Annotated in this window: 7 protein-coding genes; 5 read left to right on the forward strand and 2 right to left on the reverse strand. The window is 50.3% G+C overall.

The features are described from left to right. The first annotated feature begins 16 nt into the window (after positions 1-16). Genes licB through licTE form a run of 3 tightly spaced genes read left to right on the forward strand, consistent with a single transcriptional unit; the run spans position 17 to position 15453 of the window. The gene (licB, locus tag MKZ04_RS19110) at positions 17-10777 is read left to right on the forward strand and encodes a lichenysin non-ribosomal peptide synthetase LicB (RefSeq protein ID WP_341046730.1); all 10761 of its coding nucleotides are present in this window, start codon (positions 17-19) and stop codon (positions 10775-10777) included. Positions 10778-10834: 57 nt separating this feature from the next. After that, positions 10835-14689 carry a lichenysin non-ribosomal peptide synthetase LicC gene (gene licC / locus MKZ04_RS19115; RefSeq protein ID WP_341046731.1) on the forward strand — a complete coding sequence of 1285 codons (3855 nt, stop codon included), beginning with the start codon at positions 10835-10837 and terminating at the stop codon, positions 14687-14689. Then, positions 14686-15453: a lichenysin biosynthesis thioesterase LicTE gene (gene licTE, locus MKZ04_RS19120; RefSeq protein ID WP_341046732.1), complete on the forward strand. Its 768-nt coding sequence runs from the start codon at positions 14686-14688 to the stop codon at positions 15451-15453. The genes licC and licTE overlap by 4 nt, the downstream gene beginning before the upstream one ends. Positions 15454-15473: 20 nt before the next feature. Here the strand turns inward: licTE and MKZ04_RS19125 are convergent, their stop codons facing one another. Continuing rightward, positions 15474-16385, reverse strand: a complete 912-nt coding sequence (locus MKZ04_RS19125; RefSeq protein WP_341046734.1) for a DMT family transporter — start codon at positions 16383-16385, stop codon at positions 15474-15476. Positions 16386-16520: 135 nt separating this feature from the next. Between MKZ04_RS19125 and MKZ04_RS19130 the strand changes: the two genes are divergently transcribed. Further along, entirely contained in the window at positions 16521-17870 is a 1350-nt protein-coding gene (locus MKZ04_RS19130; protein ID WP_020450110.1) for an aminotransferase-like domain-containing protein, read from the forward strand. A gap of 11 nt (positions 17871-17881) precedes the next feature. Here MKZ04_RS19130 and MKZ04_RS19135 read toward each other — a convergent pair whose 3' ends face one another. Next, positions 17882-18562 (reverse strand): 4'-phosphopantetheinyl transferase family protein, encoded by a 681-nt coding sequence (locus MKZ04_RS19135; RefSeq protein ID WP_341047184.1) that lies wholly within the window; start codon positions 18560-18562, stop codon positions 17882-17884. Between the two features lie 70 nt (positions 18563-18632). Here MKZ04_RS19135 and MKZ04_RS19140 point away from each other — a divergent pair, with 70 nt between their 5' ends. Then, on the forward strand, positions 18633-19448 hold the full coding sequence (locus MKZ04_RS19140; RefSeq protein WP_020450112.1) for an alpha/beta hydrolase: 816 nt from the start codon (positions 18633-18635) through the stop codon (positions 19446-19448). The last annotated feature ends 30 nt before the right edge of the window (positions 19449-19478 follow it).

Here is a 19478-nt window from a genome sequence, read left to right on the forward strand (position 1 = left end):
AAAAACGAGGTGCCTTATGGGGAAACAAAAGATTCAAAAGGTGTATCCTTTGACACCGATGCAGGAAGGGATGCTGTACCACGCAATGCTTGATCCGGAATCTTCCTCTTACTTCACACAGTTGGAGCTATTCATAGACGGGGAATTTGATTTGGGGATCTTTGAAAAAAGCGTGAATCAGCTCGTGCGTTCATACGATATTCTCAGAACGGTTTTTGTTCACCAGCAATTGCAAAAACCGCGCCAGGTTGTCCTGGCTGAACGGCAGGCAATAGTGGAATTTGAGGATCTTGCGGACTTGGATGAGGAAAGGCAAACAAACCGCATTGACCGGTATAAACAAGAGGTACAGGCTGCCGGTTTTAATTTGGCGAAAGACATGCTGTTTAAAACGGCGGTCTTTCGGCTTGACCGGAATAAGTACCTTCTCGTCTGGAGCAACCATCATATCGTGATGGACGGCTGGAGCATGGGGATATTAATGAAACGCCTTTTTCAAAACTATGAAGCGTTTCGAGCAAACCGGACGGTTCCGCTTGATCAGGGAAAACCGTATGCGGACTATATTAAATGGCTCGGCCGGCAGGATAAGGGTGAAGCGGCATCCTACTGGGAACACCGCCTTTCGGGTTTAGAAAGTCCGAGCGTCATTCCCGGCGGCAAACCGCGGCCGGATTCAGAATCGTACCGGAACGAGGAGTTTACGTTTGTTTGGGACAAGAATATGGTGGATGCCCTTCAACAGGCGGCAAACCGCTATCATGTCACAGCTCCCAACCTTTTTCAGGCGATTTGGGGAGCGGTTCTTGCCAAATATAACAGAACCGATGATGTCGTGTTCGGCACGGTTGTGTCCGGGCGCCCGTCGGAAATTGACGGAATCGAGCATATGGCAGGGCTGTTCATCAACACGATCCCTGTCCGTTTAAAGGTCGATCAAAACGCATCGTTTGCCGAGCTGTTCAAACAAGCACAGCAGCATGCGATTGACGCGGAGCGGTACGACTATCTACCGCTCTATGAGATTCAAAAGCAATCGGCATTGGACGGCCGCTTGATCAGCCACCTTGTCGCGTTTGAGAACTATCCGCTTGATAAGGAGCTTGAAAACGGAACGATTCATGAGAGGCTCGGCTTTTCCATCAAGGCTGCCGGAGCTTTTGAACAAACGAATTACGACTTTAATTTGATCGTTTATCCGGGAGCTGAGTGGACGATCAAATTGAAATACAACGGTGCGGCTTTTGATGCGGCTTTCATTGAGCAGGCCGCCGGGCATTTAACGAGACTTGCAGAAGAGGCGATTGCAAATCCCGAGTCAAAAGCAGCCAGCGCCGCCATGTTATCAAAACAGGAGCAACAAACGCTGCTCGCTTTTAATCAAACAAAATCCGATTATCCAAGAGAAAAGACGATCCCGGAGCTGTTTGAAGAACAGGTTAAAGCGTCTCCTGACAAAACGGCTGTTGCCGCTGACGGAAGAAGCCTGACTTACCGCAGGCTGAATGAGAAAGCCAATCAGCTCGCGAGAAGACTGAAAGCTAAAGGCTTGATGCACGGAAATGCCGCCGCCATTATGATGGAGCGGTCGCTTGAAGCAGCCGTCAGCATGCTGGCGGTGCTGAAAGCAGGCGGCGTGTACGTGCCGATCGATCCCGGATATCCTGAAGAGCGGATTCGCTTTTTGCTCGAAGACAGCGGGTCAAAGATCGTCCTTACAAAAGACAGTACGCAGATTTCGCTGGAAGGGTATGAGGTGCTCGCCGTAAATGCGATGGATGCAGAAAAAGAAGATGCCGCCAACCTTGAACATGTCAACAAGCCCGAAGATCTTGCCTATTACATTTATACATCCGGATCGACGGGCAGGCCGAAGGGCGTTATGGTCGAACACCGCAATATCGTCCGCCTTGTCAAAAATGCGGGCTGCATCCCGCTGAAGAGCGGCGTGAAGATGGCGCAGACAGGGGCTGTCAGCTTTGATGCCAGTACATTTGAAGTATTCGGCGCACTGCTAAACGGAGGAACCCTTTATCCCGTCCCGAAAGAGACGCTCCTTGATGGAAAAAGGTTCAACATGTTTCTGAAGGAAACCGGAATCACAACAATGTGGCTGACTTCGCCTCTTTTCAATCAGCTTGCTCAACAGGATCCGGGAATGTTTGCAACCTTGAACGATCTGATTATCGGCGGAGATGCCCTTGTTCCGGGAATCGTCAACAGAGTCAAACGCGAATCACCGGAACTGTCGCTTTGGAACGGATACGGGCCCACCGAAAATACGACATTTTCGACCTGTTTTTTGATCGATCAAGCATATGAGAGAACGATCCCGATTGGAAAGCCGATCGGAAATTCAACCGCCTATATCGTTGATGAACACGGCTCGCTTCAGCCGATCGGCGTGCCCGGTGAACTGTGTGTCGGCGGAGACGGGGTGGCGCGCGGCTACTTGAATCAGCCTGAGTTGACAGATGAAAAGTTTGTCGGCGATCCTTTTGCCGAAGGGAAGCTGATGTACCGTACGGGCGACTTGGCAAAATGGCTTCCCGACGGGAATATCGAATTCCTCGGCCGAATTGATCATCAAGTGAAGGTTCGCGGCTTCCGGATCGAATTAGGCGAGGTTGAAGCGGCTTTAGCCCGCCTTGAGGGGATTTCAGAAGCGGCCGCTGTCATTCGGGAAAACAACGCCGGAGAAAACGAGATTTGCGCCTATTACACTGCCGTTGGCACGAGGCCGGCCGCGCAGCTGCGGACAGAGCTGTCCCGGTCGCTTCCGGAGTATATGATTCCGGCCCATTTGATCGAACTCGACAGCATGCCGCTGACAGCCAACGGAAAGGTTGACAAACGTCAGCTTCCGGCTCCTATCGCTGAAGAGACTGCTAGATTCGAAGCGCCAAAAAATGAAACGGAGGAAATTCTGGCGGCAATCTGGGAAGAGATTCTCGGCATCAAGCAGCCGGGAATCGATGACAACTTCTTTTCCATCGGCGGACACTCGCTGAAGGCGATGATGCTGACTGCCAAAATACAAGAGCAGCTCCAAAAAGAGGTGCCGATCAAAGTATTATTTGAAAAACCGACGATCAGAGAGCTGGCCGAATTTCTTCAAGGAGAAACAAAAGAAGAAACCGCTTCGATTACGCCGGCTCCATCCCGTCCGAATTACCCGGTTTCGTCCGCCCAACGGCGCATGTACATCCTCAATCAGCTCGAAGAAGCAAGCACGAGCTACAATGTGCCGGCGGTTCTGCTTTTGGAAGGCGAATTAGATAAGGAGCGTTTGGAAGCCTCGTTTCGGGCTTTGATCGGCCGCCATGAAACATTGCGGACATCGTTCGAATTAATCGATGGAGAAATCGTTCAAAGCATCCATCAAGACGCGGTTTTTCACCTGACGGAATCAGTGGCGGAAGAAGCGGAAGCCGAAGCGGCGATCAGAGAATTTATCCGGCCGTTTGAGCTGAATAAGGCGCCGCTCGTCAGGGCGGAGCTCGTGAAGCTTGAAGAAAAACGCCATCTGCTGATGATCGATATGCACCATATTATTACGGACGGAAGCTCCACCGGCATACTGATTCGCGACCTGGCCGGCTTCTACCACGGAGAAGAGGCGCCTGCCCCTAAGCTACACTATAAAGATTTCGCTGTGTGGCAAAACGGACCGGAGCATCAGGAGAAATTGAAAGAACAAGAACAGTATTGGCTTGACGTTTTTAAAGGCGAGCTGCCTGTTCTCGATCTGCCGTACGATTTTCCACGGCCGTCAAAACGCAGCTTTGAAGGTGACCGTGTCGTCTTCGGAATCGATCAAAAACTGACGGCAGACATTCAAAAGCTGCTTTCTGAAGCTGATGCGACACTTTATATGTTCCTGTTGGCTGCATTTAATATCCTGCTTTCCAAGTATGCGTCACAGGATGATTTGATCGTCGGATCGCCCGTGGCAGGCAGAACCCATCCGGATTTGCACAACATTCCGGGCATGTTTGTCAATACGCTGGCGCTCCGCAATCGTCCTGAAGGAGAAAAAACGTTTAAGCAGTTTTTGCAGGAAGTCAAAGAGACAAGTCTTCAAGGCTTTGCCAAGCAGGATTATCCGCTTGAAGAACTGATTGAAAAACTGCCATTGCCGCGGGATACAAGCCGAAATCCGCTGTTCAGCGTCTTTTTCAACATGCAGAACATGGAGGTCCCGACGCTGAAACTCGGAGATTTGCAGATTTCGTCTTACTCGGTGCGTCACCGCACGGCGAAGTTCGATCTGTCGCTTGAGGCTGTGGAGCATGATGGCGAAATCGGTTTGAGTTTTGACTATGCCGTATCCTTATTTAAAGAAGAAACGATTAGGCGCTGGAGCGGTCACTTCTTAAATGTGATTAAAAAAATCTGCGAAAACCCCGGCATTAAGCTCAGGGACATCGAACTGCTTTCAGTCAAAGAGCGCGCACTTCTGCTCGAAGAAGCGAGGCGCAGCCAGGCGGAGCGCCTTGAGGAGCGGCCGTTTCATGTACAGTTTGAAGAAAAGGCGGACGAAATGCCTGATCAGCCGGCCGTTGTCTGCGGGGAAACGATCCTCACATACCGCGTGCTCGACGAAAAAGCAAATCAGATCGCAAATGTGCTGCGCAGTGAAGGCGTCGGAAAAGACGATGTTGTCGGCATTATGCTGAATCGTTCTGCAGAGGTCGCCGCAGCGATTCTAGGTGTAATGAAATCAGGAGGCGCTTTTTTGCCGATTGATCCGGAAATGCCGACGAGCAGGGTGCAATATATGCTGGAAGACAGCGGAGTCCGCTGGCTCTTAACAGAACCTTCCCATCAAGCGGATCTCGCGGATTGGTATACCGGGAGACTGATAGATGTCAGAAAAGACACGCTGATGGCAAGTAATAAACGGCCGCATCCAACTACGGACGGAGCGAGTTTGGCGTACATCATCTACACATCCGGAACGACTGGCCGGCCGAAAGGTGTTCAGCTCGAACACCGGAATCTGGCAAACTATGTTTCCTGGTTTATCAGTGAGGCGCACCTGTCAGCTTCGGATAAAACGATGCTTTTGTCTTCCTATGCGTTCGATCTCGGATACACGAGCTTTTTCCCGGTGCTGCTTGCCGGAGGAGAGCTGCATATCGTCCCGAAAAAAACGTATACAGAACCGGAGGCATTTACTCATTATATCGGTGAACAAGGGATCACATATATGAAGCTGACGCCGTCGCTTTTCCATACGGTCGTTCAGCCGCAAAGCTTCGCTTTGGCAAAGGGGCTTCAGTCATTGAGACTGATTGTACTAGGGGGAGAAAAAATCAATCCGAAAGATGTGGAGCGGTTCCATTCCCGCTATCCGGACACCAGATTCATCAATCATTACGGTCCGACGGAAACGACGATCGGAGCAATCGCTAAACCGCTCGAGCCGGACATGATCGGACAATTCGCCGAGCGTCCGACGATTGGACGGCCGATTTCGGGCGCCGGAGCACTGGTATTAGACGCCTCCCACCGGCTTGTTCCCGCCGGAGCAGCAGGCGAGCTGTATATAACGGGAAGCGGGCTTGCAAGAGGATATGTGAACAACCGGGAACTCACGGCTGCGAAGTTTGTCGAAAATCCTTACACGCCGGGCACATTCATGTACCGAACAGGGGATCTCGTCCGCCGTCTTCCGAATGGAGAGATTGAATTTTTGGGGCGGACGGATGATCAGGTGAAAATCCGCGGCTACAGAATCGAATTGAAAGAAATCGAAGAAGCCTTTAACGGGCTTGATGATATAGAGCGGGCTATCGTTCTTTCCTTTACGACTGACTCGGGGTTAGACGAATTGTGCGCTTATATTCAAGCGAAACGACAGCTGCCGGTTTCCGAACTGAGAGAGCGTCTTTCCGAGCGGCTGCCGTCGTACATGATCCCGTCATACTTCGTAACGGTGGATAAAATGCCGCTTTCGGCAAACGGAAAAGTGGACCGCCGCGCGCTCCCGGAGCCGCAAGGCCTAAACGGACGAAGCGATTCGTATAGAGCGCCGTCAACCGAAATTGAAAAAGCCCTCTGCGGCATTTGGGAAGAGGTGCTTGGCGTTCAGAAGGTCGGACTTGACGACAATTTCTTCGATCTTGGCGGACATTCATTAAAAGGAATGATGCTGATAGCGGAAATCCAATCCAGGCTCGGAAAAAAAGTACCGTTAAAAACGTTGTTCGATTTTCCGACCGCCGGCTTGCTCGCCCGCAGTATTGAAGTATCCGAAGGACAGTCACAACAAAGCGCGATTCAGCCTGCCGAAAAACGCGACTGGTATCCGGTTTCATCCGCTCAGCAACGGATGTATGCCCTCCACCATTTTGAAAAGAACGGAACGGGCTACAACATGCCGTCTGTTCTCATGATGGAAGGCGTGCTTGATACGGATCGTTTAAGACGGGCGTTCGCCGACTTGGTGAACCGCCATGAATCATTGCGAACCGCATTTATTGAAATCGATGGCCGTACCGTTCAAATTGTGCATGAAAAAGCGGACATTGACTTAAAGGTTATTCATATTCGTGAAGAGGACGCAGAAGCGGAAATCAACCGCTTTATTAGACCGTTTGATCTCAGCACAGCTCCGCTGATCAGAGCCGAGTTGCTTTCCATCAGCTCTACGCGCCATCTGCTTTTGATTGATACACATCATATTATTGCAGACGGCGTTTCCAGAAGCCTTTTCGTCAAAGAAATCGCTCAGCTTTATAAAGACGCTTCGCTCCCTGAGCCGAAGCTGCACTACAAGGATTATGCGGTTTGGCAGCAAGAACCTGACCAGCAAGAAAACATTCGGAAACAGGAAGATTTCTGGCTCCGTCAGTTTAAGGAAAGCGTTCCGGTACTCAGCCTTCCGCTCGACTTTCCGCGTCCTCCTGTCCAAAGCTTTGCCGGTGACCGGGTTCGCTTTAAAGCATCAAAAGACGCCGCCCTTAAAATGCGCCGTTTGACGGCGGAAACGAACACGACGCTGAATATTGTGATGCTCGCCGTTTTTAACCTGTTTTTAAGCCGTCTATCCGGCCAAAACGATATTGTCGTCGGTACAGCGGCAGCGGGCAGAACGAATGCTGATCTGAAAGACATGCCGGGAATGTTCGTCAATTCGTTGGCGCTGAAAAACCATGTGCCTGATCAAGCATCATTCAGCGAGTTTCTGGAAGAGGTCAAAAACAACAGCCTCGCAGCCCTCGACCATCAGGACTATCCGTTTGAAGAGCTGATCGCCAAGCTTGATTTACCGCGCGATATGAGCCGGAATCCGCTGTTCAATGTCATGCTGACAACGGAAGATCCTGATAAAGAGACGCTCGATTTAGACGGTCTGACAATCGAGCCGTACGAGATTTCACATGCAGCTGCCAAGTTCGACCTGACACTTGGGGCTTATGAAAAAGATCATGAAATTGGTCTTCAGTTCGAATATGCAACAGATTTGTTTCAGAAACAAACGATTGAACGCTGGAGCGGATACTTGCTTAACCTGCTCGAAGCGGTTGCCGAAAACCCGGATGCCCGCCTTTCAGAGCTTTCGCTTCTGGATGAAGCGGAAAAACGGCGGATCGTTCAAAATTGGAATGAGACGAAGCTTGATGTGCCGGAGGACAAAACGGTCCATGAGCTGTTCGAAGCGCAAGCCCTCCGCACGCCTGACCATGGGGCAGCGGTGTACAACGGCGTGAAGTGGACGTACAAAGAGCTGAACGCGCGCGCGAACCGTCTGGCTCGGCTGCTGATCGAAAAAGGGGTCCGCCCTGAACAGCGGATCGGGATCATGGTCAAGCCTTCGCTTGAAATGGCCGCCGGCGTGATCGCGATTTTGAAAGCAGGAGCGGCCTATGTGCCGATCGATCCTAGCTATCCGGCCGAGCGGATCGGATACGTGCTGAAAGACAGCGGCGCAGAGCTGCTTTTGACGCAAACAAACTTAGCCGCACCTGAAGAATTCAGCGGTGAAACACTTCTTCTTGATTCGATGCTGAGCGAAGAAATCACAAAAGACGATGAGGTGAACCCGCAGGCAGGTACACAGTCAGACAACCTGGCCTACTTGATCTACACATCGGGCACGACCGGCCAGCCGAAAGGCGTCATGGTCGAACACCGGTCGCTCGTAAACTTGTGTTATTGGCATAATGACGCCTTTAAGGTCACCGAACAGGACAAAAGCGCGAAATATGCCGGCTTCGGCTTTGATGCTTCCGTCTGGGAAATGTTCCCGTACTGGATCGCCGGAGCGGAGCTTCACATCATCGATGAATCGATCCGGATGGATATTACGCGCTTGAATCAATACTTTAAAGAGAACAAAATAACGATCACGTTCCTGCCGACACAGCTGTGCGAACAGTTCATGGAGCTGGACAACCAGTCGCTGCGCGTGCTGCTTACGGGCGGAGACAAGCTGAAACGGATCGCAAAACGCTCCTACACGCTCGTCAACAACTATGGACCGACGGAAAACACGGTCGTCGCGACGAGCACGGCGATTGATCCTGATGAAGGAATGCTTTCAATCGGAAAGCCGATCGCCAATACGCGGGCGTATGTGCTAGGACAAAACAACGAAGTCCAGCCCGTCGGTGTCGCGGGTGAGCTGTGCATCGCCGGCCGCGGGCTTGCGCGCGGCTATCTGAACAAGCCAGAGGAAACGGCGAAGCGTTTTACGGAAGACCCGTTTGTGCCGGGCGAGCGCATGTACCGGACGGGGGACGCGGTCAAATGGCTGGAAGACGGACGGCTTGAGTACATCGGCCGAATCGACCAGCAGGTGAAAATCCGCGGCTTCCGGATCGAACTTTCTGAAATCGAAGTCCAGCTCGCGCGGCTCTCCGAAGTGCAGGAAGCCGTCGTCACCGACATCGAAGACGCCTACGGCAATAAAGCGCTGTGCAGCTATGTCGTTGCGAATGAACAGCTTGATACAGAAAGTCTCGCCTGGAAGCTGGCACAGACGCTCCCGGACTATATGGTACCGTCATTCTGGGTGCAGCTTGATGAGCTTCCGGTTACGGCGAACGGAAAAGTCGACCGAAGGGCGCTGCCTCAGCCTGACGTCGAAGCGCAGACAGCCGAATACAAAGCGCCGCCTACAGAAACGGAACAGCTGTTGGCGGACATTTGGCAGGAGGTTCTCGGTATAGACCGAATCGGGATCACAGACAATTTCTTCGCGCTCGGCGGGGACTCGATCAAAGGAATTCAAATGGCAAGCCGGCTTCAGCAGCACGGATGGAAGCTGGAGATGAAGGACTTGTTTCAGCACCCGACGATCGGAGAGATCAGTTCGTATATTGAATGGGCCGATGCTAAACCGATCAATCAAGGACCTGTCGAAGGGGAAGTCACATTGACGCCGATTCAGCGCTGGTTCTTTGAACGCAAATTTACGAACGAGCATCACTGGAATCAGTCGGTTATGCTTCACGCGCCTTCAGGGTTTGACCCGGAGCTCGTTGAACAGACATTGGCGACATTGACAGAGCATCATGATGCCTTGCGCATGGTGTATCAAAAGAAAAACGGCCGCCTCATTCAGTATAACCGCGGGCCGGGCGACCGTTCGTTCGCCTTTCGAGTGGTTGACCTTCGATATGTCACTGACATTGAAACGGAAATCGCCGCCCAGGCAAACCGTCTTCAGGCAAGCCTTGATCTCGAAAACGGGCCGCTTGTAAAGGCAGAACAGTATCAGACTGCGGAAGGCGACCATTTGCTGATCGTCATTCACCATTTGGTGATCGACGGCGTGTCATGGCGGATTCTGCTGGAAGACTTTGCATCAGGCTATTCGCAAGCCGCACAGCAGCATGACATTGTCTTCCCCGACAAAACCAATTCGTTTAAAGACTGGGCAAAAGAGCTTGAGGCATATGCACAAAGCGAACGCTTTCTTAAAACGGCCGATTATTGGCGCAGACTTGAACAAGAGCGCATTTGCGAGCTGCCGAAAGATCGGGCTGCCGCAGAAAGAAAAGCGGAAAACACTTCTGCAGTTACGTTTGAATTAAGCGAAGCGGAGACGCGTCTGCTGCTGACGAAAGTGCATGAGCCGTATGGAACGGATATCAACGACATCCTGCTTTCCGCCCTCAGCCTGACAATCAGAGAATGGACGAACGACTCCAATATTTGCATCAATATGGAAGGGCACGGCAGAGAGGAAATCATTCCGGGGATGAATATTTCGAGAACGGCGGGATGGTTTACCGCGCAATATCCGGTTGTTTTAAAAAGCGAAGCAGCGGCAGGATTGCCTGAGACCATTAAAAACGTCAAAGAAACCCTTCGGCGCATTCCTGACAAAGGAATCGGCTACGGCATCCTTCGCTACTTAACAGACCGGAAAAAAGCCGGTGCCGATTTCTCGATCAAGCCTGACATCAGCTTTAACTACCTGGGGCAGATCGACAGGGAGGTGCAGACCGATTTCTTCGGACCTTCTTCTTATGATATGGGCAGACAGGTTTCTGAAAGGTCTGAAGCGCTCTATGCGCTGAGCTTCAGCGGCATCATCAGCAAGGAAAAATTCATCTTGTCATGTTCATTCAATACAGAGGAATATGACAGACAGACCGTACAAGGGCTGATGGACAGATTCAAAGCTTCCCTAACGGCATTGATCGACCATTGTACAGCTAAAGAGGAGCGCGAATTTACACCGAGTGATTTTTCTGCCGGCGATCTTGAGATGGAAGAAATGGGCGACCTGTTTGACGTTCTTGAAGAAAACTTGAAATAAACACCGAGGACTTGCCCGCTTGTTAAGCGGGCGAGCCTATGAAAGGGGGATACGATTTTGAGCCAGTTCAAAAAAGAACATGTCCAGGACATATACTATTTGTCGCCGATGCAGGAAGGGATGCTGTTTCATACGCTGCTGCATCCGGGACAAGGCTTTTATATTGAACAAATCAGCATGCAGGTGAAAGGCTCTTTTCAAAAAGATATATTGGAAAAAAGCATGAATGTCATCATCGGCAGGTATGATATATTCCGAACCGTTTTCGTTCATGAAAAAATGAAACGTCCGGTTCAAGTCGTTTTAAAGGAAAGGTCGTTTCAGGCAGAAGAAATTGATCTATCAGGACTTTCTGAAGCAGAACAAAATGAGAGAATCGAAGATTATAAACGAAAAGATAAAGAAAAAGGGTTTAACCTCTCAAAAGACATTCCGATGAGAACCGCGGTTTTTAAAAAGGGACAGGACCGTTACGAATGGGTGTGGAGCTATCATCATATTCTTCTGGACGGATGGTGCTTCGGGATCGTCGTACAGGAACTGTTTGAAGTGTACAACGCGCTCCGCGAAAACAGGCTATACAGCCTCGGGCCCGTCAAACCTTATAAAGACTATATTAAATGGCTCGAAAGTCAGGACAAACAAAGATCGCTGGCTTACTGGGAACATCATTTAGCCGGATTCGAAGGGCAGACGACATTCAGCGAACAGCGGAAAAAACCGGAGCAAGCCGGCAATCAGCCGGGAGAACTGCTGTTTACACTTCCAAAAGAAGATACAGAAGTGTTCACACAGCTTGCAAAAGCGCATCATACCACGTTGAGCACGGCTCTTCAGGCGGTGTGGTCGGTGCTGCTCAGCCGCTATCAGCGATCCCGCGATCTGATCTTCGGTACAGTTGTGTCAGGCCGCCCCGCTGACATTCAAGGTGTCGAGCACATGGTCGGTTTGTTTATCAATGTCGTCCCGAAACGGGTAACCTTTGGCGCGCAAACGACCTTTACAGAGCTGGTCGCTGAATTGCAGAAGCAGGCGCTTGAAGCTGAGCCGCATCAATATATGCCGCTCTATGATATCCAAAGTCATATAGCAGCGCCGAACTTGATCGACCACATTATCGTTTTTGAAAATTATCCGCTGCAAGAAGCCAACAAACAGCACGAAGAAAAAAATCTCGGCTTCACAATGGATGATATCACCGTTTTCGAAAAATCGAATTATGATCTGAATTTGCTTGCTTCACCGGGTGAAGAAATGCTGCTGAAACTCGCATACAACAGGAATGTCTTCGAACCATCTTTCATTTTGCAGCTAAAAGAACAGCTATTGACAGCTATTCGCGAGATCATCAGAAATCCGGAGCAGCCGCTTGACGACATTTGTGTCGTATCCAAAAAGGAAAAAGAGCGCCTTCTCCATGAATTTAACGGTCAAGTCCAACGGAAGCAAACCGGGCTGACGATCCCGCAACGGTTTGAGCAATGTGCTGAAGCGCTCCCGGAACAGCCCGCGGTATCAGCGGCCGGGCGGACGCTGACATATCGGGAATTGAACGAACAGGCGAACAAGGTCGCGCATCTTTTGCGCAAAAAGAACGTCGGCCGCGGCGAACCTGTCGCTCTTTTGTTCCGCCGTTCGCCGGAAATGGTCATCGCGATACTCGCCGTCTTAAAAGCAGGGGGCGCCTATCTGCCGATTGACCCGGAATATCCTGAAGCGCGAATTCAGTATATGCTGGAGGACAGCGGGGCTGTTTGCATGCTGACACAAGAAGAGCTTGCCGGACATGCGGCGTCGCTTTCTTTTCATCAGAATACGATCTTGATCGACGATCCGGCGGTGTCTGCAGAAAGCGGGCGAAACCTTGAAATTGCCGCCGAACCGGACGACCTTGCTTATATCATGTATACGTCAGGCACAACGGGAAAACCGAAAGGCAATCTGACGACCCATGCCAATATTACAAGAGTTGTAAAAGAGACAAACTACATCAGCCTTTCCGAGAAAGACACCTTGCTGTCCCTTTCAAACTATGCGTTTGACGGCTTCACATTTGATGTGTACGGCGCGCTTTTAAACGGAGCAAAGCTGGTAGTGGCCGATCAGGCGACGATTCTCCATATCGGCAAGCTGACAGAAACGATTCAGAAGGAAAACATCACGGTCATGTTTGTGACAACGGCGCTGTTCAACCTCCTGGTCGATGCGGGAACAGAGTGGATGAAAGGGATTCGCAAAGTTCTGTTCGGCGGAGAGCGCTCATCTGTCAGCCATGTCAAGAAAGCATTTGCCGCCATGGGACCGGACAGGATCATTCATGTATACGGGCCGACGGAAACGACCGTCTTCGCGACGTTCTATCCGGTCAACCGCATTGAGGACAGCGCGGTTTCCATTCCGATCGGCAAGCCGATAAACGAAACCAATGCATACATTCTGACGGAAAATAACCGGCTTCAACCGATTGGAGCGGTAGGTGAATTGTGTCTGAGCGGTACAGGGGTATCGCGCGGCTATTTAAACAGGCCGGAACTGACTGCGGAAAAATTCGTGCCGCATCCGTTCAACAGCGGTGAAACGATGTACAGGACAGGGGATCTGGCTCGCTGGCTGCCGGACGGCAATATCGACTTCATCGGCCGGATCGATGATCAAGTGAAAATCCGCGGCCACCGAATTGAGCTCGGTGAAATCGAAGAGGAGCTGATGCGCTGTCAAGGCGTAAAGGAAGCCGTTGTAATCGCCAAGAAAAGAGGGAATGGGGATGCGGCGCTCACCGCCTATGTCGTCCCGGTGCGGGGAGCTGTGGTTTCGAACGAGGAGGTTCGCCGCCAACTGGCTCGGAATCTCCCGGCTTACATGGTGCCGGATGCATATATCATGCTTGAAGAGCTGCCGCTCACCGCAAACGGAAAAGTCAACCGCCGCCTTCTTCCTGAAGCAGATGGCCGGCCGAATCCAACAGAGCACCGTGCACCTCGCAATATGACGGAAGAAAAGCTTGCGATCATTTGGTCTGAGGTTCTCGGTAGACAGCAGATCGGAATAGACGAGAACTTTTTTGAAATCGGGGGACATTCATTGAAAGCTATGGCTGTCACCTCCCGGATGCTGAAAGATCTCGCCATCGATGTTCCGGTGAATGTGTTGTTTGAAATGCCCACAATCGAGCGCCTCGCGGCTTATATCGACCAGGGCGGACATACGGATGACGTGAAAAAAACCGTCTTCAATCAGGAAAGCACCCGCCATTTGTTCGCATTCCCGCCTGTCCTCGGCTATGGCATCGTGTACGGCAAACTGGCCGAACAAATGCCGGAATACAAGATTCATGCGTTTGACTTTATAGAAAGCGATGACCGCGCCGTGCGCTACGCAGAAGCCATCTCCGGCCTTCAGCCTGAAGGGCCGCTGACATTGATCGGCTATTCGGCCGGCTGCGGACTCGCTTTTGAAGTGGCGCAAACACTCGAAAAGAACGGGCGGAAAGTCGAAAAGCTGCTGATGATCGATTCATATATGAAGAACGGTGTCAGCGATTTAGAAGGGCGGTCAATTGAAGCTGATACAGCTGCTCTGATGGAAGCCAACAAGGACAATGAATATATGAAAATCAAGACGGTTGCCGATGGCATCGCCAAAAAGATGGCAGCCTATTATTCTTACTTTGTTAATCTTGTCCATCAAGGAACGGTCAGCTGCGAGATTCACTTGATCAAATCAGAGCACGCGAAACCGCTCCCGGAATGGCTTTCGACGTGGAAAGAAGGAACGGAGTCTTCTTATGATGAATATCAAGGTGTTGGAAGACATGATGAAATGCTCGCGGACGTCTTTGTCAAAACCAATGCAGATTTGATCAGACAGATTTTGGGCGAACGTGCCGCTGTAATCGGGGGGCATGATAAATGAACGAGATTATTAAGCAGTTTGGAGCGCCGGCAGGCGGCACGCAGTTGATCTGTTTCCCGTTTGCCGGGGGATATTCGGCATCATTCAGACCGCTTTATGAACATTTAAAAGCAGATTTTGAAGTACTGGCCATCGAACCGCCTGGACACGGAACAAATCGAATGGCGTTTGTCGACAATTTGGAAGAACTCGTCGATCTGTATATAGCGGCGCTCAAGCCGAGGCTCTCCGCTCCATTCGTACTGTTCGGCCACAGCATGGGCGGGATGGTTGTTTACAGGTTGACGCAAAAGCTTGAACAAGAAGGCATCTTTCCGGCAGCTGCGGTGATTTCAGCGATTCAGCCGCCTCATATTCAGCGGCAAAAAGTGTCTCACAAAAATGATGACGCATTTCTCGACCATCTCATCCAGCTTGGCGGAATACCCCAACAACTGAAAGATAACAGGGAAGTCATGAACTTTTTCCTGCCGTCATTCAGAGCGGACTACAGAGCGCTTGAGACGTTCTGCCATACGGATCATACGCCGCTCATGTCGCCTGTTCATATCCTGAACGGAGATCGCGATGAGAAATGCATGAAGGATGCGCATGGCTGGAAAAAGTGGACGCGTACGATCGATTTCCACTATTTCAAAGGCGGCCATATGTATCTTTTAGCAAAAACGGAACAAGTAGCCGCGAAGATCAAAACGATTGCCGCGGCCAGCCGCAAGGAGGCCCCGCCCGGCAATATAAAGAAAAACGGAAAATCGGTGTGTTGAAACAGCCGATTTTCCGTTTTTTAGTCTTTTTTCAGCCGACTTTCCGGCCTGACCATCGTCGCTCCGATCAGTCCGGCAATAATCATCCCCGTTCCTGCGAAGTGAAACCATTCAAGTGATTCTCCCAGCCATATGATCCCAGCCAAAATCGTCACCAGTGTCGCCAGATGATTAAACATGCTGATTTTCGCAGCTTCTATTTTTGAGAGAGCATAATTTGATAAAAATGATGTCGCAAACGATGACAACACGCCCAAATACAAAACCGAAAGAATAAACACCGGATCAGTGAAGGGAGCAAAAAATCCGCTCAGCGTGCCGTCTGCCATGTGACTGATCCCGGCGATGCCGTTGAAAAAGAGAAATCCCGCACCAGTGGTCACATATGTTAATTCAAGCGAATTGAAGGTGCGTGTCATCTTTCTCGCGAGCACACTGTAGCCCGCCGATGAAAGCGCCGAAAGCAAAATCAGCGCCGCCCCTCTCAAATCGGAGCTACCGGTGCCTGCGCTTTTCATCATAAAGATGCAGGCCACCCCCGCCGCTGACAAGACGGTGAAAAAGAATTGCCGCTTCGTAAACCGTTCATTTAAAAAATAAGCGGCGAATATCATCGTAAAGATCGGGATCGCCGCTTGAATGATTCCGGCTTCAGACGAAGACGTGTAGACGAGCCCAAACACTTGAAAAGCAAAAAACATGACAGGATAAAATAAAGCTAAAGGCAGTACCTTCAGCGCATCTTTCATGCTGATGCCGATCTTTACCCATCCAAGCAGAAGGGGAAAAAGCGCGGCCAAAAAAGCGACCGTAAAGCGATGGGCCAGAATATCGACCGGATTCGCTGCAGTGAGAGCCAATTTGACAAAGAAAAAAGAAAACCCAATGATAAAAGCATAGAGCAAAGCTGCCGCATAAGCAGATTTGTTCAAAGTCGATCATCTCCGTTAAAGTATGCATGCAATACAGATATTTTACCGGCTTCTGTCATCTTATACGGAAGCGAAATCTGATACAATACAAAAAAACGGAATCTGTACCGTTACAGATTGGCGAAGGAGACGAACATGCACAAATATGTAGCGCTGATGAACGAATTGGAGGATATGATCGAAGACAAATCCTTTCAGGAAGGGGACAGGCTGCCGTCCATCCGCGAGCTGTCCGTACGCTTCAAAGTAAGCAAAAGCACGGTCATCAGGGCGTTTAGCGAGCTGGAGAGACAGCACCTCATCTACTCAGTGCCGAAAAGCGGCTATTACGTCGTGAAAAAAACGAATCAGCGACCAAATCCCGGAAAGGCTGTGATCGATTTCTCAGCATCTGCTCCTGATCCTGATGTCTTTCCATACATCGATTTTCAGCATTGCATCAATAAAGCCATTGACACATACAAAAACGATCTGTTTATCTATGGGACGCCGAAAGGTCTTCCGTCATTAATCGAGGCCATACAAAAAGAGCTTGCCAACGGCCAGGTGTTTGCGAAAGAGGAACACATTTTTATTACATCAGGCGTGCAGCAGGCCCTCGCTCTGCTCGCTTCAATGCCTTTTCCCAACCGGAAGCGGAAAATTCTGATCGAACAGCCGAGCTATCATTTACTGATTCAATACCTTGAAGTTCACGGCATACCCGCAATCGGCATCGAGAGAACCGCTGAGGGCATCGATATGGACGAGCTGGAGCAAATTTTCCAAACCGAAGACATCAAATTCTTTTATACGATGCCGAGATTCCACAATCCGCTCGGGACTTCCTATACGGAACGGGAAAAAATGGCCATCGTCAAGCTGGCGGAAAAGTATGACGTCTATATCGCCGAGGATGATTTTTTAGGAGATTTGGAGAATCATAAAAAGGCGGACCCGTTACATTATTATGACGTTTCTTCACACGTCATTTATTTGAAAAGTTTCTCCAAGATTATTTTTCCGGGTCTGCGGGTCGGAGCCGCTGTGCTGCCCGATTCTCTGACAGATGTGTTCAACCGGTACAAACAGCTGCTCGACATTGACAGTTCCATGCTGTCTCAGGCCGCTTTGGAGATCTATTTGAAGAGCGGGATGTTTGAAAAGCATAAGCAAAAGATCCGTTCTTCCTATCAAAAAAGATCATGCCTTCTGCATGATCTGCTAAAAGAATGTGCCGCGTCACTGGGGGATGTGCTTGAATTCCATCCACACGGCCATCCGGCCATCCACACCCACATCGAATTGGACCGGACGATCCCGGCGTCCCGTCTGATCAAAAGCTTACAAAAACGGAACGTCCTGCTCGAACCGGTAAACGCTCATTATATGTCGGCCTTTCCAAAAAGAAATCTATTAAAAATCAATACGTCCAATGTAAAGGAAGACGACATCCGCCGCGGCATCGACCGCTTGCGGCAAGCGGTGGAAACCGCTTATTTTTAGAGCGGAACTTTTTAAAGCGTTGACAGTTCAGCGCAGCTTTTCATCACAATGCGGTCTGGAAATTCAGGTGCGGCGGAACACACCGCCATTTTATAGCCTGGGTCAATTTCATAGGCTTGGATATAGCAAGGCGGATAGCCCGGGGGAGTTTCCACCGAAGCGCGTCCTTGTTCGTTCAGTTTGACGGAGAAGGAATCAAGCGGCAGAGACAGGCCTTTTCCCGCCTGTTTGATAAAGCTTTCTTTCAACGTCCACAAATGATAGAAATACGACAGGCGCTCTGAGTCGTCCTTTTCCATGAGATCATGGTGCTCTGAAGGAGAAAAAAACCGCTCGGCAATGTCGAAATTGATCGGCTTGATTTTTTCGACATCCACTCCGATCGGCTTGGTGCCAGCTCCGCACACGATCCAGTTTCCGGAGTGGGAAATGTTGAAATGAAAGTCGTTCAGACCTTCAGCAGCCGGTTTGCCGTACCTTCCTTCCGTAAAACGGATCTGATCGTTCGGTAAATGAAACGTTTCACTGATGATGTGCCTCGCCAGCACTTCCCCGATCAGCGTCCTGCTGGCATCTTCGGGATATCTGTATCTGCCCACTTTTTTGCGCTTTTCTTCAGAGACCATGGCCATCATTCGGTTAAATTGGCCGGCTTCCGGCAGCTGATCCATATAAACGGCGTAAATCTTCATCAAATGCAACCTCTTCACATGATATTTTTTCTGCTTTCATTTTAGCAAACAGGCAGCAGGAAAGATAGGCATGATACCTGTGCAGAATGGAGTGATGAACATGATAGACGGAACATTGATAAAAGATACATACTTCGGGAGGGAGCTTTTGATCTATCTTCCTCCTTCATACGGAAGCAGTAATAACCGCTATCCCGTCCTATACGTACACGATCTGGGCGATTTGTTCGATCCGGCACACAGCGGCAGTTTGCCCTCAATCGAAAAGCTGTTTTCGAATCAGGAAGTGCCGGAATTGCTGCTGGTCGGAGTGGCTCCGAAAGACAGGGAAAGCGAATACACGCCTTTTCCCAAACCGCATTTGCTGCCGAATAAACGGGCGTACGGCGGGAAGGGCAACGAATATGCCGCTTTTTTGGCCAATCGGCTTAAGCCCTATATCGACAGGCGCTACCGAACAAATCCAAGCCGTGAACATACAGGAATCATCGGAAAGTCGTTCGGCGGATTGATCTCGGTTTACACGGCGTATTTAGCATCTAAGACATTTGGGAAAATCGGATCTTTGTCAGGGTCTTTCTGGTTTGAAGGAATGACCGAGTTTATGAAGAATAACCGCTTTGAAAATGAGCATCTGCGCATTTATATGGATGTTGGAAGCATGGAAGGAGCAGACAGGGATAATCTGCAGAAGGAGATGATACCGAGGACGAAGGAAGCCTTCAGCCTGTTAACCGAAAGCGCCGCCTTCGAAAAAGAACTGAAGTTTGTCATTGATGAAGGAGGCTCACATCGGCTTGAGAGGTTTGCGAAGCGTTTTCCGGAAGCCGTCAAATGGCTGTTCGGCTCCTGTCACAACAACGCACGGAATGACCGGAATTTCTGATTGGCATGAAGTATCGTTGTAAATGAGAGG

This window comes from Bacillus sp. FSL W7-1354 (assembly GCF_038002405.1).
Taxonomy (GTDB): domain Bacteria; phylum Bacillota; class Bacilli; order Bacillales; family Bacillaceae; genus Bacillus; species Bacillus paralicheniformis.